The sequence below is a fragment of the Thalassobacillus sp. B23F22_16 genome (genome assembly GCF_043496955.1).
GTDB lineage: Bacteria > Bacillota > Bacilli > Bacillales > Halobacillaceae > Thalassobacillus > Thalassobacillus devorans_A.
Window position 1 is genome coordinate 1 of sequence record NZ_JBIEKD010000033.1, and the last position, 13,950, is coordinate 13,950.

The window sequence follows — 13,950 nt, forward strand, 5'->3', positions numbered from 1 at the left end:
TTGCCTCCAGCTTCCTTCAGATTCCAGGTCGTCCCAGACACCCTTGCCTTCAGCTAACGGTTACAATGACCTTCACCGCTCGGGACTTGAACCCTAAAGCGTGCGCACATGCCGGGCACACACAAAAGGAACCGGACTGAGCCTCAGTCCGGTTCTCCCTACTTGATTACTAGTTATTTAGTCAGTTCTTCCATGAAGGAATGGAACATGTCAATATCCATCTGTTGTGCTGAGTCAGAAAGTGCCACAGCAGGATCAGGATGCACTTCTGCCATCACACCGTCTGCTCCAATGGCCAAAGCAGCTTTAGCTGCCGGCAGCAATAAGTCGCGACGGCCGGTAGAGTGGGTAACGTCCACCATTACTGGTAAATGCGTTTCTTGCTTCAGGATTGGTACCGCAGATATATCTAATGTATTCCTGGTTGCTTTCTCGTAGGTACGGATTCCACGTTCACAAAGCATGATATTAGCATTACTACGGGAAATGATGTACTCTGCTGCATTGATGAATTCTGAAATAGTGGCGGACATGCCTCGTTTCAGTAATACCGGCTTATCTACTGAACCTGCAGCTTTGAGGAGTTCAAAGTTCTGCATGTTCCTTGCTCCAATTTGAATGATGTCTACGTAGTCGACCGCCTTATACACATCTGCAGGGTTCACTATTTCACTGATGACTGCTAAGTCGTATTCATCAGCTACCCGTTTTAAAATCTTCAACCCTTCTAACCCCAGTCCTTGGAAATCATAAGGGGATGTTCTAGGTTTGAATGCTCCACCTCGTAAAATTTTCAATCCTTGTTTCTTTACAGCTTCTGCAACAGCCGCTACTTGCTCATAGCTTTCTACTGCACATGGCCCCATGATAAAGTGCGGATTGCCATCACCAATTTTTTCACCGTTGATATCGATAATCGTATCTTCAGCTTGTTTCTTCCTGGAAACCAGTAGTGCTTTGCGGTGATCGTCTTCTTGCAGTTCAAGACTGGCTTTAAAGATCTCTTTGAATAATTGTTGAATCGTGGAAGTTTCAAAAGGTCCTTTATTATGTTCTTGGATTTGATCCAGCATTTTCCGCTCACGGACCGGGTCAAAACGGTTGACCCCCTGGGTAGTTTTAACTTGCCCGATTTCCTGTACGAGTTCTCCCCGTTTATTAATAAGATCTAAAATTTCCAGATTCACCCGATCCAGTTCATCTCGTAATTGATCTAGTTGTTCATTGCTCATAATAAAAGCCTCCATTCCGTTTTACTTTGCTGAAATAATGAATATTTTTAAATGATAATTACGGAACATTATATATGACTTAACTCTTCTTGTCACCCCTTTAAAGCGATAAAATCCAGAAGAATTTTAAAATGTTCAAACAAAACAATTATGTAATCGCTTACAGTCAAAAATATAACGATTTATTATTTTTGATTGTAAAAAATGCTTATTCAATAAAAGGGCCGAAAAGTCGAAGACTTGATTTCGTGATATCTAGGGTTCTTTACCATAAAAGTGTCTGGGGCGGCTGGGAAACCACTCGCTTTCCTGTGGGGGAACTGGCGAGCTTCCTCGGGCTATCGCCCTGTAGGATCTCGCCTAGATCCTTCTCCCACGGGAGTCTCGCAGTTTCCCAACCACCCCATCCGAAGGATGGGAGAAAAGAACCGCTGTTATATTGTAGATGTCTTCTACTTTTAATGGATAATTGAACAAAGATGGGTTTTAAGCTCACATTTCATGCGTAGCTCACTCTTTTTTGAAGAACGATATTCAGATTTTTCCGTTCTCTTATAAATGCAAGGAGGTCCGGGAAATTGCGAGACTCCTCGAAAATGCTACGCATTTCCTTCGTGCGGTGTCTATTCAAGAAGCTTATTCAAAGTCGAATGGGAGAACAGTACATGGCTTTAGCCCGAGGAAGCTCACCGTACGCCCACGGAAAGCGAGTAATTTCCCGGCCCTCCACACCGTTACTACCGTAACGGAAACAAACTATCTCGAAACTGAGTCTTCAAGAAAAGGGATCTTTAATGGAAGATCCCTACATAGCCAAAATGAAAAACTAACCGAGCTTTTGTTGGCTCCCTTCTAATGCTTCTTCCGTAACGGCTCCGTGAGAATCATGCCAGATTACTTCCTTACCTTGAAATAATAATGCCTGAGGCGATTCATGACGGATACCATATTCCTCAGCAATCTTGTTAGATAATGGACGGGCTTCCTGTACATGAAGCATGTAGCATGGTATTTCTGTTTTATTATTAAATTTTTCAAATTGTGTTTTTACAAACGTGCTGACTGGGCAAGTCAAACTGTGTTTGAGCAGATAGAAATCTTTATTTTCTTCTACTAACTGATTAAATTCCTCTTCGTTTTTTAATACGTGTATACTCATGTTCCTTCCTCCTCTATGATAGACATGAAAATGACGAGACTATTAGCAGCCTCGTCATTTTATTTATTTTGCATTGCTTGAAGTGGTGGTAGCTTCCTGTTGCTTTTCCAGCTCTTCTGCAGCTTCTTCAATGGCTTCTGCAACTTCCTGAGCGGCTTCTTCTGCCTCTGCGTCATCCTGGCCTCGGATATTGCGGACTTTATCGCTGATCACTTTTGTTGAATCCTTGAATTTTGTGCCAAACTCCTGGGATTTTTCTGAGAAGTTTTTGGATAGCTGGGAAGAAGATTCAACAGCGCGCTCTTTCCATTCTCCGCTTTTTTCAGATGCAACGTCCTTCCACTCACCGGCACGATCCTTCAGGTAATTCGATCCCTGATTAATATCATCACGGAATTCGCGTCCCGCTTTAGGAGCGAATAACAGTGCCACTACAGCACCTACAACACCGCCGATCAAAGATCCTACCAGAAAATCTCTGCCGTTTGTTTGGTTTTGGTTCTTGTTTTCACTCATCCTTAAATTCCTCCCTCTGTTTTTCTTCCATCTTCTTTTTTATATTTTTTGTACAGATTGATGGCTACCTGCCCCCACCTCATCGCCTGAGCTGCGGAATCATCATCATTGATCTTTGATGATGTTAAGCTTCTTGAAACGGATCGGATAGACTGGTTGAATTCCTGAACAGAATCCCCGATTCCTTTAACGCCATCTACCAATGAATTGAGTTTCTGTGATTTTTCCCCTACATCCTCTGCCAATTTATTGGTTTTATTCAATAGCGCTGTCGTTTCAAGGGTGATTCCTTCCATCTGTTCCTCGACACCTTCGAGAGTATCTGCTACGTTGTTCATTGTCCTGGAAACTGATTTCAAGGTGATACTTAGGTAGATCACCAATACTGCAAAAGCTACAGCTGCAATGAGTGCAGCAATGTATAATAGAATTTCCATTCCCCCTGCTCACTCCTTTTATTATGTATTTGTCATGTTTTAGTAAGTACCCTGGCTTGATTATTGCTAAACGTGGATATAGGGAACCAGTTCTATTACTGTATTATTCGTTTTAAATCTTGGAATATCCTTTTTTTTCGTCTGAATCTGTAAAAATTTTTTTCTTATGTTCCGATAAAAACAAAAGAAGCTGTTTCAAGAGTGCCTTCCAGCACCTGCTGGGGTTGATACTCTTGAAAATGCAGCCTCTCCTCATTTAATTATTTAACTGTAATTCATAAGCCTGCTGATACTTTTGAATGTCACCGGCACCCATGAAAACTAATACACTGTGATCATATTCTTTTAGAACATCCGTATTTTCTGCCATAAGGAGATTCGATTCCGGAATCAGATTCTGCAAATCCTGAATTGTCAAATTACCATTTTCCTCCCTGGCAGAGCCAAAAATATCACAAAGATAAATGGCATCGGCTTCTTTCAAGCTTTCGGCAAATTCTTTCAGGAAGGTTTTCGTTCTGGTAAATGTATGCGGCTGAAAAATCGCTACCACATCTCTTTCTGGATACTTTTTACGCGCCGATTCGATGGTGGCTGAAATTTCAATTGGATGGTGCGCATAATCATCTACCAATACCTGATCACCTACTTGTTTTTCGGTGAATCGACGTTTAACCCCCGCAAAGGAACTCATTTTTTTAATTTCTTCCGCGGTCATGCCTTCATAATGACATAAAGCTATCACACTCAAAGCATTAAGCACATGGTGATTGCCATACCCTGGTATTAAGAAGGTATCATAGTAGGTATTTCTTACAAATACATCAAAAGACGTGCCTTCACTGCTCTCTTGAATATTCTGTGCCTGAAAATCATTCGAATCTCCCAGGCCGTAATATAAGACAGGAACATTTGCTTGAATATGCTGTAAATGTTCATCGTCTCCGCAGGCAATAATCCCTTTTTTCACCTGTTTGGCCATTTCCTGAAACGCCTGGAATACATCCTCGATACTTGTGAAATAGTCCGGATGGTCAAAATCAATGTTTGTCATAATGGCATAATCCGGATGGTAAGAAAGAAAGTGACGCCGATATTCACAAGCTTCAAAGGCAAAATAAAGACTGTCTCTATGGCCTTTTCCAGTGCCATCTCCAATCAAATAGGAAGTTGGATAATTTTCTGAAAGTACATGGGCTAACAATCCAGTAGTCGAGGTTTTCCCATGGGCTCCTGTTACTGCAATGCTTGTATATTTTTGAAGCCATTCACCTAAAAATTCGTGGTAACGGAAATAAGGAAGACCTTGTTCCTTAGCTGCTACAATTTCCTCATGATCGTCAGCAAAAGCATTTCCGGCAATAATCGTTAAGCCCTCATGAATATTACCCTTCGAAAAAGGCAATATCTTTATATTTTTAGCTTCCAATACTTCTTGAGTAAAAAAACGTTTGTCAACATCAGAACCTTGGACATGTTCGCCCGAGTCATGCAAAATTTGCGCCAGGGCACTCATTCCAGTCCCTTTGATACCAATGAAATGGTAAGTCGTCATAAACAAGTACCTCCAAAATTAGTGAGTCACTTTTCCTTAGTATATGTATCATACTAAAAGTTGCGATTTTGTCGCCAGGCTGCTGTTAAAACAAATTACATTTGCCCTATGAGGAGCCCGGATAATTTTATACTTCCCTATTTTAGCATGGAATAACAGGAAGTAAAAACAAAGTATATTTAAATAATAGGCTTTTCGCCAGGCACTTTTGGTTATAGCCTATTCCCATACACTTTAACCCTTTAAAGTTGAACTTTAGGCAGACACCAATAATACCAGATTAAGAAAAGGAGTAAATTGAAAAGAAGACTTACATTATATACGTAAGTCTTCTACTATACTATTCGTTGTCTTCCTCTGTTGTTTGGGGATGATATGGAACTTTTTCTAATCTTGGGTTTGGATGATAACGGCGTCCTTCTTTAGCTTCAGGTTTTCCGTTCAGCAAAACATTGTCTCCTGTGAAGCCGATATCTATTTTTAACAGACTGCCGCCGACCCCATACATATCCACAGGGACTTTTAATTCTTCGAACATCTTAATTCTACCTTCTGTAAACCCACCGCTCACTACAATTTTCACATGGTCGAAACCTTCTTTATCCAAGGTTCTTCTTAAAGCGAAAATCAGCTCTGGATTTACCCCTCGAGGGTCGAATGTACCCATTAAATGCTGGTTCCGCAAGAAATATTTATCCACCATACTCCGAGAAGTATCTACACGTACTGCTTTCAGATCGTCACCAAATTCCCGTGCCACTTTCAGGGAATCGGTGATGACATCATTATTATAATCAACAAGCGCCATCAGTTCATCTTTAGGAAATTGTTGATGATAGGCCTTCGTTGCAGCTACAACATCACCCTTGAACATTTGAATGAGCGCATGCGGCATTGTTCCCATGCCTTCTTTTCCCCACCATTCATTCATCGCATGGGTAGCCTGAGCTGTCGATCCCCCAATGAAGGATGCATATCCATCCCCAGCTTGCTGGGTATAATGATCATCCCGATCTCCCATAAAGATAATCGGTTTCTGCTTGCCACTGGTCCGGGCAGCTTTCACCACGTTATATACATTCGTAGCCACAGATGTCCGTCGGGCAAAAATTCCATCAATAATCCCTTCCAGGTAACCAAAATTTTGATAAGGACCTGAAATAGTCATTACTGTCTCAAAAGGGCTGATTTTATCGCCATCTTTAAGAGAATAGATTTCCAATTCTTCCGGATTGTCAGCGAACGTGTGGATAAGGGCAATCACTTCATCCGTACCACATAACACCGCATCATTCTTTTGGAAAAACTGCATCGTCACATGATTGTCTTCCAGATTTTCTTTCACTATTTCTTTCGTTTTCAAAAAATAGACGGCAGAGAACCAGCCTTCCTTTACTCGTTCATCAAACTTGAATGTCTTATTTGTCAGCCGGTCAATTTCGCCATTTAATTTACGTGTGATTTCCTTCATAATTCTGCTCCTTATATAACAAAGAATCCTTTTCCGAATAAAATCATTCATCTCTAATCATATAAAATCTGCATGACTAACACAAGCCATTTCTAAAACCATGAAATAAAGCCATCCCCAGCCAAATAAATGGCATAGGAAATGGCTCTACTCGTCAATATACTTCTGATGACTCTTGAGAGTGAAATAGTTCTTCCACTTGCTCTCTTGTTAATAAAATATCTCTTGGTTTACTTCCCTTTTGTTCTGAGATGATTCCGTATTCTTCCATATGGTCAATTAACCGTGCCGCTCTGTTATAGCCTACTTTGAACCTTCTTTGCAGCATGGATGCACTGGCTCCATTATGCTCGATTACAAAAGATACGGCTTCCTCAAAGAGTTCATCCTGCTCCCCGGCTTCCTGTGCTGTCTGCATCATTAGTTCCTCTTGTTCAAATAAATAATTAGGAGGAGCGGATTTCTTTACAAAACCGGTGATGCGCTCAATTTCATCATCCGACACGAACGCTCCCTGAATCCTTACTGACTGTCCAGAACCGTTTTCAACAAAAAGCATATCGCCCTTACCGAGCAATTTTTCTGCACCTGCTGTATCGATGATTGTTCGAGAGTCCACTTGAGACGAGACACTGAAAGCAATCCGTGTCGGGATATTCGCTTTAATCAGCCCGGTAATAACGTCAACGGAAGGCCGCTGTGTCGCAACCAGTAAATGAATGCCGCATGCGCGTGCCTTTTGAGCTAAACGGCAAATGGCATCCTCTACATCCTGCGGAGACACCATCATTAAATCAGCCAGCTCATCAATTACTACTACTAGATATGGCATTTTTTCATCAGCCCGGTTTTGTTTCATCATTTTTTGATTGAAACGTTCAACGTCCCTTACGCCCTCTTTGACGAATTTTTCATAGCGATCATCCATTTCTTTGACCGCCCATTTAAGTGCCTTAGTCGCTGCTTTGACGTCCGTAATCACGGGGGAAACCAGATGTGGGAGCTCATTGTACGGCGCCAATTCCACCATCTTAGGATCTATCAATAGAAACTTGACATCTTCATGGTGAGCCTTGTAAAGCAGGCTTACCAAAATAGTGTTAATACAGACACTTTTACCGGATCCCGTAGCTCCTGCAATAAGGCCATGTGGCATTTTTTGCAAGTTAGTTACCATTGGAGTCCCACCTATATCTAACCCTAAGGCTACGGTTAAAGGTGACGGACTCTCCTTAAAACTCTCGGATTCAAAAATCTCCTGCAACCCTACTATATCGGATTTTTCATTAGGTATTTCAATCCCTACCGCCTGTTTCCCCGGTATCGGTGCCTCGATACGTATCGCTTTTGCTGCCATACTCAATTTAATGTCGTCAGCAAGATTGGTAATTTTACTCACCTTCACACCTGGTTCGGGCTGAACTTCAAATCTTGTGACAGAAGGCCCACGCATGGCATTGACGACCTTTGCGCGCACATGAAAATGGTTCAGTGTGGTCTCCAATAACTCCATCTGCTCCCTGGTCCGCTCATCGTTGTGACTGGATTTTTCTACAGGGTCATCTAATAAGTGGAGGGGAGGCTTATGGTAAGTGACAGACTGGTTAGCACCTTTCGCCTCTTCTGCTTTTTTAACAGTTCTTTCGGACTTATGATTTTCAGTCCTGTTTCTTTTATCACGAGGGGTCATAATCACATTAAATGGCACACTGCTACCGCTCTTCTTAGATTCTTTTTTTCTATCTTGGCTTTTAGCAGGTGCCTGTTTGTTTGTTTTGACTTTATTAGCAGCGGGATTCTCCGGTTCAGACTGGTTTTGCTGCTTATCCGTTTTATTTTCTTCTGGAACAGTTACCGGTTCGGCAGGTTCCTTTTCAATTCTCTGCATATTTTCAGGCTGTTTATCTGTTTGTCCCTCTTGTTCAACATCTTCGGTATGATCTTCCACCGCTTCTACCGTTCCAGCTTCGTCATACGATTGTCCAAATTCCGGGTCTGTTTCCGCTTCCTCAGATTTCTCAACTTCTGTTTCTCCCACTATCTCTGATGCCTCATCTACGCTTCCCTCATCCAGTTCCGCTTTTTCCACTTCTGTACTCGCTTCTACCGTTGCAGCTATATAAGATTGCGCATCCTCAACCGGAGAATCTTCAAGCTTTTGGGAGGTTAATATTTCTTGGTTTATTGGCTCGTCCTTATTCAGCTCATTTTCTGCATCATCGGCAAGGTTATCTTCATTTCCTTTTGAAACCTCTTGCTCTTTTTCCTCTGTATTATCTTCTACAGGAATCGCCTCAAGCGAAGAGACAATCTCCTTCGGTGAAGAATGTGAGGAGGCGTCTTCACGATATCTTGCCAATAATTCCGATAAGCTTTCCGCTTGTGGTCGCTGATCCTCTTCGGCAGCAGTCAAATCCTCGATGATTTGCTTTTTTTCTCCTCTACGATGGTATCCATAAATCGGCGAAGGAACTTCTGTAGGTTGAAAAGGAATTTTATAAGCTTCTTCATTACTTGCTTCTTTTGTGTAGCTTCTATCACTGCGGCTCGATTGACTCTTATGTAGATGGGAAGAATACTCATTCTTCGCTTGATTGTTGGTATTGGATTGATACTTGGTTTGGGATTGATAGTTATTCTGTGTCTGATAGTTTTTTCGAGCTTGATAGCTTTCCTTTTCAGGTTTCATTCGAGGAGTCCTGTCTACTGTTTTATTCTCCACATAGTTTTCGCCATAAGTCTTTGCAGGACGACGCTTTCTCTGCTCCTGTTCCGAACTTCGATGATCAGGAATTACCGGAAAACGAAATTCACCTTGTTTCGGGTATTTATATGCCATTTTTGTTTTAACATAGGGGTCATTATTTTCTTTATGGTTATACGTGTAGTCAACCTGCATCGGCTGTTCAGATGTCTCGCTGTTGAACATATCTTTCAGTTTCTTCTTCATCTGATCCCACATATTATCACTCTCTTCTTAACAAAGGTTTTACTTACTATTTTAACAGGTTTTTCATTCATACAGGTTGTTTTTTAGATAAAAAAAAGACTGCAGCACAAAAATAGGGCTACAGTCATCCTAAAAGTGTTTTACAGGTCAAACTCCTGACCAATTTCATAATCCTCTTCCAATACTAGAATCCCTTTTTCTTTCGGGGCATCTGGAATACCTAATTCTTTTGCAGAACATATCATTCCACGGGAATCCACCCCTCTTAATTTAGCAGGCTTGATTTTCATCCCGCTTGGCATGACGGCGCCTACCTTGGCTACTACTACATTCTGTCCGCTATCGACATTAGGGGCGCCGCAGACGATTTGAAGTTTTTCATCTCCCACATCTACCTGGCAGACACTTAATTTATCCGCATTTTCATGAGGCCCTTTTTCTTCTACATAGCCGACCACAAATTTAGGAGACAAATCTAGATCCAACTTATCGCCTAGGTCATTTTTTTCAAAAATGGCTTTAATATCTTCCAACATAGCTTCTGTCAGTCTGATTTTCCCGTGTTCAGCTAAATTCATATAATTAGACAGGTTGAAAATATTGTAGCCTAACAGACTGCCATCCCGTTGATCTGTAATTTTCACCACATCACCATGGTGTTCTTCCTTAATAAAGTTGCGGTCCCCATCTTTATGCGGGAAGACCAATACATCTCCAATCCCTTTTGGGTTATAAAATACAAACATGTTTACTCGTCCTTTCCTTCATCTTTAGGTTTATTTTGAGCCAGAATGAAGATTGGTTCCAGTTTTTTATCTTCATATAAAAAGGATAATGAAGTGACCGGTGTTCTTCCTTCCGCAAAGAACTTCATTGCCATTTGAGCCAAAATATCATAGCCGGCAGGGTTTTCAATATCGGCGAATATGAGTACATCCTGATGCGGAATACTCAGCGCTAATTCCCCTTCTGCATTTGCTTTCATCTCTTCCAGTAAAGCTTCGTTTAACACCCGGCTGGCATCGTACCCATCATTTGTGGACAAGAAATAGAACGTGTTTCCGTACACTTTATCTTTGGACATTTCTACAGGCAGTGAACGCACATTGAAGCCAGCAATTTCTTTAATCCGATCTGCTGACCATCCTTCTCTTTCCAGCATGTCTTCGTCAATTAACTGATATGATTTCCCTAGGTCTAAAGCGTAATAAATCCGTGTTTCAGCCGTATGGTCCGTATAGAGAAGTTTCTTTCCAGAAGAAGTTTCTGTAGGGAAAGAGCCAGCTCTAATTACTGGAAAGATATGACGTTCTTTCCCTTCCAGGTGATGAGTTTCATTCATAATTCGCAATGCTTCTTTGATGTGCTCTTCCAGCTCGTCCAAGGCATCTTCGCCTCGATTTTCCCACTTAGAAATAACATTAGGCAAGGTAACCGTTATTCCCTCGCCTGATTCTTTCCATTCTATCCGGAAAGTATCTTTATCACGATTAAAAGAAGTTCGCCACTCTTCCGAATGCAATCGTTCCTCAAGTTTCCGTTTCATTTTGATACTCGTCATTTTCATACCGTTTCCTCCTTTATGTATGGAGAGAAATCAATTACTTCGTCTATTTTAGCATAAAAAAACTGCGCTTCAACAATCGCGCAGTTTCCGATTATTTTTGTAATCCTTCAATGAATGTTTCGATTTCCTCTTTTGTTTTCCGTTGCTTACTGACAAAACGGCCAATTTCTTCTCCTTTATCGAATGCAACGAAACTTGGAATACCTAGTACGCCATAGTCCACGCAAATATCCAGGAAATCATCACGATCTATATAGAGAAATGTATAATCCTTATATTTTTCTTCCAGCTCAGGAAGAAATGGTTCGATAAACCTGCAGTCAGGACACCAGTCCGCTGAAAATAACATGATTACTTTATCATGGTTACGATACTCATGAAATTGTTCTTCTGTCTTCAATTGTTCCATGTTTACACCTCCGGTTTTATCCTACCATAGCTTTGCCTATAATTAGATATTGGGTGCTCAGGACATTGTAAATAAATGATTATAATTCCTCTTTCCCTTCACAAACAAACAGCTCGAATTCTGTATTGCTTATTCATAATTGATTTTCATATCCCCTGGCTGTATCCAGCCTTTTTTTCGGAACCATTCGGCAATCAATAAACTTATTATTGCAGGAGCAATAACATGGAGGAAAAGTATAATCCAAAATATATCCCAACTGAAGCCCATCGACTCAAAAGTCATGATTTGACCAACTAAGCCACTGGTACCCATTCCTGCACCCATAGGATTGTTTTCCATTTTAAACCATACAGTGGCCAGTGGAGCAAGAGCCGCACCAGCAATCGTAGGCGGGATTAGGATAATCGGCTTTTTAATAATATTGGCTACTTGAAGCATCGAGGTTCCTACACCTTGAGCCAGCACCCCGCCAAATCCGTTATCACGGTAACTGATCGCGGCGAAACCAATCATCTGAGCAGCACCACCTACGGTCGCAGCACCTGCTGCAATACCATCTAACGATAACATCAAGGTAATCGCAAGACTGGAAATCGGTGCAGTCAAAGCAATTCCTAGCAATACTGCGACGATCATGCCCATGATAAATGGTTGTTGGTTCGTCGCCCATTTGATGACCTCTCCGAACCAGAACATGAAATTACCTATCGGCGGACCTATGAACGAGCCAACCAAAAACCCCGCAGTTATCGTTAAAAATGGAGTTAATATGATATCTATTCTCGTTTCCTTACTGATTAATTTTCCAATTTCAGTTGCAACCAATGCTGTCACATAGCTGCCAGCAGGTCCGCCTAGTTCTGCACCGAACGCGCCGCTGAATAATGCAGCAAACATCACAAGCGGGGGAGCTTTCAACCCGTATGCAATGGCTATACCAATCGCTCCGCCCCAAATTTTCACATCCATCGCAAACTCGCCCATTTCGATAAACGAAGCAGACAACATCGGCCAGAAATGAAGTTGTTCACCTAATGTTTTAATGATTAAGCCAATAATCAATGATGAGAATAGCCCTAATGCCATAAAACTAAGGGCCGTTATAAAATAATCCCTCGCACTTAGGGTGACTCCCTTTCGCTCAAAAAACTTTTTCATCGAAAAACCTCCCCATCATAGCAGCCATTTCATTTTACAAAATATTATTACAAGTGTAAAGACACCAGCATAGGGACAAAAGCGCAAGCGCCTTGCTCTCCCCCGACAAGCTTAAGGCAAGCCTCGCCGTGACGTTTTTGGTCACAGAGAGGATTGACTTAAGACCTCGAGGGGGTAGGCGCTGGAGCTGGATGTAACCCACTACTTAAAGTTATCTAAAAAAAAGAAAATATAATAATATCCTAGATAGTTAAAAAATCCCCTAGCCGATTTAATACGGCCAAGGGCTTGCTATTAATAAGCGATTGAGTTGGCGATTTTCATCATTTTTTCTGTATCTTTTTTTATCGATTCCTTTTTACTGAATGTAGTGACCTTCACACCACCAACTCCAACTTGAAGCTCGTACTCCTCTTCTTCATTGGCGGGAAGAACTCTTACATAACCAAACCGATCCTCATCTTCAAATGATTCCAATAGTAAGTGCTCATCTTTTTCAGAAGCTGCTTCATAGTTCAGCTTACTGGTCCGTTCTTCTTTCGGATTATAAAATAAGATGAACGTCTGCTCCCCCTCTTTCAGAATCAAATTGCTTTGTGACTCTTCGGATACTTTCATGCTTTCGGGAAGATATAATGAGAATGAATCCGCCTCATGATTTGTTTCCATCTCGTTTTGATTGAAACTAGTTTCAGCGGTTTCACGTGTGTCTGCAATGGCATCTTCTTCTGATAGAAACATACTGCAGCCAGTCAGCATCAAAGTAAGGAAAGCCAACGTAAAACCTATAACCTTCTTTTTCATCGATTAATTCCTCCTGATACTTTCTCTTTTACTTTTATGATACTATTCTTCAGAGTGATGACAAGTTCCATTTCATGGCATTCCCTCTCATTGGACAGTACCATATGATTTGTCCATAATAGAATTGTAGGAACTTCAGGAAATGAATGGGAGGAATTTAGTGATGGAACTGACTGTCTATCTAGCTGGACAAATCCATGATGATTGGAGAAATGAAGTTAAACAAAAAGCGAAAGAAAAAGACTTGCCCCTTACGTTTGTGAGCCCACAGGAAAACCATGACCGTTCTGATGATATCGGGGAGGATATTCTGGGCGAGCAGCCAGGAAATTTCTACAAAGATGATGCCGCTTCCTCTATCAACAATTTTCGAACACAAGTACTGATGCAGAAATCTGATGTGGTCATCGCGTTGTTCGGTGAAAAGTATAAGCAGTGGAACACTGCTATGGATGCAAGCGCTGCCATCCATCTTAATAAACCAACAATCATTGTACGTCCCGATTCATTGATCCACCCTTTGAAAGAATTGTCAAATAAAGCGGATGTCACCGTAGAAACTATCGATCAGGCAATGGAAGTATTGCAATATGTTTATGAATAAATTGAAAAGAAATTAATTCAGACGAAAACCCGGACACGTTGTATACAGTGTCCGGGTTTTTTTAACGTACTATAATTTTTTAATG

At 41.3% G+C, this 13,950-nt stretch carries 13 protein-coding genes; 1 reads left to right on the top strand and 12 read right to left on the bottom strand.

Annotated features, from left to right (window positions below):
• Positions 1–173 precede the first annotated feature (173 nt).
• The 12 genes from ACGTNI_RS18115 to ACGTNI_RS18170 form a co-directional block, all read right to left on the bottom strand.
• Positions 174–1,232: a bifunctional 3-deoxy-7-phosphoheptulonate synthase/chorismate mutase gene (locus tag ACGTNI_RS18115; protein WP_085509127.1), complete on the bottom strand. Its 1,059-nt coding sequence runs from the start codon at positions 1,230–1,232 to the stop codon at positions 174–176.
• 826 nt (positions 1,233–2,058) lie between these two features.
• Complete coding sequence (gene ytxJ, locus ACGTNI_RS18120; RefSeq protein ID WP_085509128.1) at positions 2,059–2,391, bottom strand: bacillithiol system redox-active protein YtxJ; 333 nt, start codon at positions 2,389–2,391, stop codon at positions 2,059–2,061.
• A gap of 63 nt (positions 2,392–2,454) precedes the next feature.
• Positions 2,455–2,907, bottom strand: a complete 453-nt coding sequence (locus tag ACGTNI_RS18125) for a YtxH domain-containing protein (RefSeq protein ID WP_085509129.1) — start codon at positions 2,905–2,907, stop codon at positions 2,455–2,457.
• Positions 2,908–2,909: 2 nt separating this feature from the next.
• Positions 2,910–3,344, bottom strand: a complete 435-nt coding sequence (locus ACGTNI_RS18130; RefSeq protein WP_085509130.1) for a DUF948 domain-containing protein — start codon at positions 3,342–3,344, stop codon at positions 2,910–2,912.
• A 256-nt stretch (positions 3,345–3,600) separates the two neighbouring features.
• The gene (gene murC, locus ACGTNI_RS18135) at positions 3,601–4,899 is read right to left on the bottom strand and encodes a UDP-N-acetylmuramate--L-alanine ligase (protein WP_394464022.1); all 1,299 of its coding nucleotides are present in this window, start codon (positions 4,897–4,899) and stop codon (positions 3,601–3,603) included.
• Between the two features lie 340 nt (positions 4,900–5,239).
• Entirely contained in the window at positions 5,240–6,370 is a 1,131-nt protein-coding gene (locus ACGTNI_RS18140; RefSeq protein WP_085509132.1) for a nicotinate phosphoribosyltransferase, read from the bottom strand.
• A 154-nt stretch (positions 6,371–6,524) separates the two neighbouring features.
• Entirely contained in the window at positions 6,525–9,332 is a 2,808-nt protein-coding gene (locus tag ACGTNI_RS18145; RefSeq protein ID WP_394464023.1) for a DNA translocase FtsK, read from the bottom strand.
• Between the two features lie 128 nt (positions 9,333–9,460).
• Complete coding sequence (ytpR, locus tag ACGTNI_RS18150; RefSeq protein WP_394464024.1) at positions 9,461–10,066, bottom strand: YtpR family tRNA-binding protein; 606 nt, start codon at positions 10,064–10,066, stop codon at positions 9,461–9,463.
• A 2-nt stretch (positions 10,067–10,068) separates the two neighbouring features.
• On the bottom strand, positions 10,069–10,887 hold the full coding sequence (locus tag ACGTNI_RS18155; protein WP_085509135.1) for a DUF1444 domain-containing protein: 819 nt from the start codon (positions 10,885–10,887) through the stop codon (positions 10,069–10,071).
• Between the two features lie 91 nt (positions 10,888–10,978).
• A complete protein-coding gene (locus tag ACGTNI_RS18160) occupies positions 10,979–11,296 on the bottom strand; it encodes a thioredoxin family protein (protein WP_085509136.1) in 318 nt (105 codons plus the stop codon).
• A gap of 129 nt (positions 11,297–11,425) precedes the next feature.
• Positions 11,426–12,457 carry a PTS sugar transporter subunit IIC gene (locus tag ACGTNI_RS18165; RefSeq protein WP_394464025.1) on the bottom strand — a complete coding sequence of 344 codons (1,032 nt, stop codon included), beginning with the start codon at positions 12,455–12,457 and terminating at the stop codon, positions 11,426–11,428.
• A gap of 294 nt (positions 12,458–12,751) precedes the next feature.
• The gene (locus ACGTNI_RS18170; protein ID WP_085509138.1) at positions 12,752–13,261 is read right to left on the bottom strand and encodes a hypothetical protein; all 510 of its coding nucleotides are present in this window, start codon (positions 13,259–13,261) and stop codon (positions 12,752–12,754) included.
• A gap of 163 nt (positions 13,262–13,424) precedes the next feature.
• Here ACGTNI_RS18170 and ACGTNI_RS18175 point away from each other — a divergent pair, with 163 nt between their 5' ends.
• Complete coding sequence (locus ACGTNI_RS18175) at positions 13,425–13,865, top strand: YtoQ family protein (RefSeq protein ID WP_394464036.1); 441 nt, start codon at positions 13,425–13,427, stop codon at positions 13,863–13,865.
• Positions 13,866–13,950 lie beyond the last annotated feature (85 nt).

Coding starts and splice junctions, on each gene's coding strand:
- ACGTNI_RS18115 (WP_085509127.1), bottom strand. CDS start 1,232: ATGAGCAATGAACAACTAGATCAATTACGAGATGAACTGGATCGGGTG.
- ytxJ (WP_085509128.1), bottom strand. CDS start 2,391: ATGAGTATACACGTATTAAAAAACGAAGAGGAATTTAATCAGTTAGTA.
- ACGTNI_RS18125 (WP_085509129.1), bottom strand. CDS start 2,907: ATGAGTGAAAACAAGAACCAAAACCAAACAAACGGCAGAGATTTTCTG.
- ACGTNI_RS18130 (WP_085509130.1), bottom strand. CDS start 3,344: ATGGAAATTCTATTATACATTGCTGCACTCATTGCAGCTGTAGCTTTT.
- murC (WP_394464022.1), bottom strand. CDS start 4,899: ATGACGACTTACCATTTCATTGGTATCAAAGGGACTGGAATGAGTGCC.
- ACGTNI_RS18140 (WP_085509132.1), bottom strand. CDS start 6,370: ATGAAGGAAATCACACGTAAATTAAATGGCGAAATTGACCGGCTGACA.
- ACGTNI_RS18145 (WP_394464023.1), bottom strand. CDS start 9,332: ATGTGGGATCAGATGAAGAAGAAACTGAAAGATATGTTCAACAGCGAG.
- ytpR (WP_394464024.1), bottom strand. CDS start 10,066: ATGTTTGTATTTTATAACCCAAAAGGGATTGGAGATGTATTGGTCTTC.
- ACGTNI_RS18155 (WP_085509135.1), bottom strand. CDS start 10,887: ATGAAAATGACGAGTATCAAAATGAAACGGAAACTTGAGGAACGATTG.
- ACGTNI_RS18160 (WP_085509136.1), bottom strand. CDS start 11,296: ATGGAACAATTGAAGACAGAAGAACAATTTCATGAGTATCGTAACCAT.
- ACGTNI_RS18165 (WP_394464025.1), bottom strand. CDS start 12,457: ATGAAAAAGTTTTTTGAGCGAAAGGGAGTCACCCTAAGTGCGAGGGAT.
- ACGTNI_RS18170 (WP_085509138.1), bottom strand. CDS start 13,261: ATGAAAAAGAAGGTTATAGGTTTTACGTTGGCTTTCCTTACTTTGATG.
- ACGTNI_RS18175 (WP_394464036.1), top strand. CDS start 13,425: ATGGAACTGACTGTCTATCTAGCTGGACAAATCCATGATGATTGGAGA.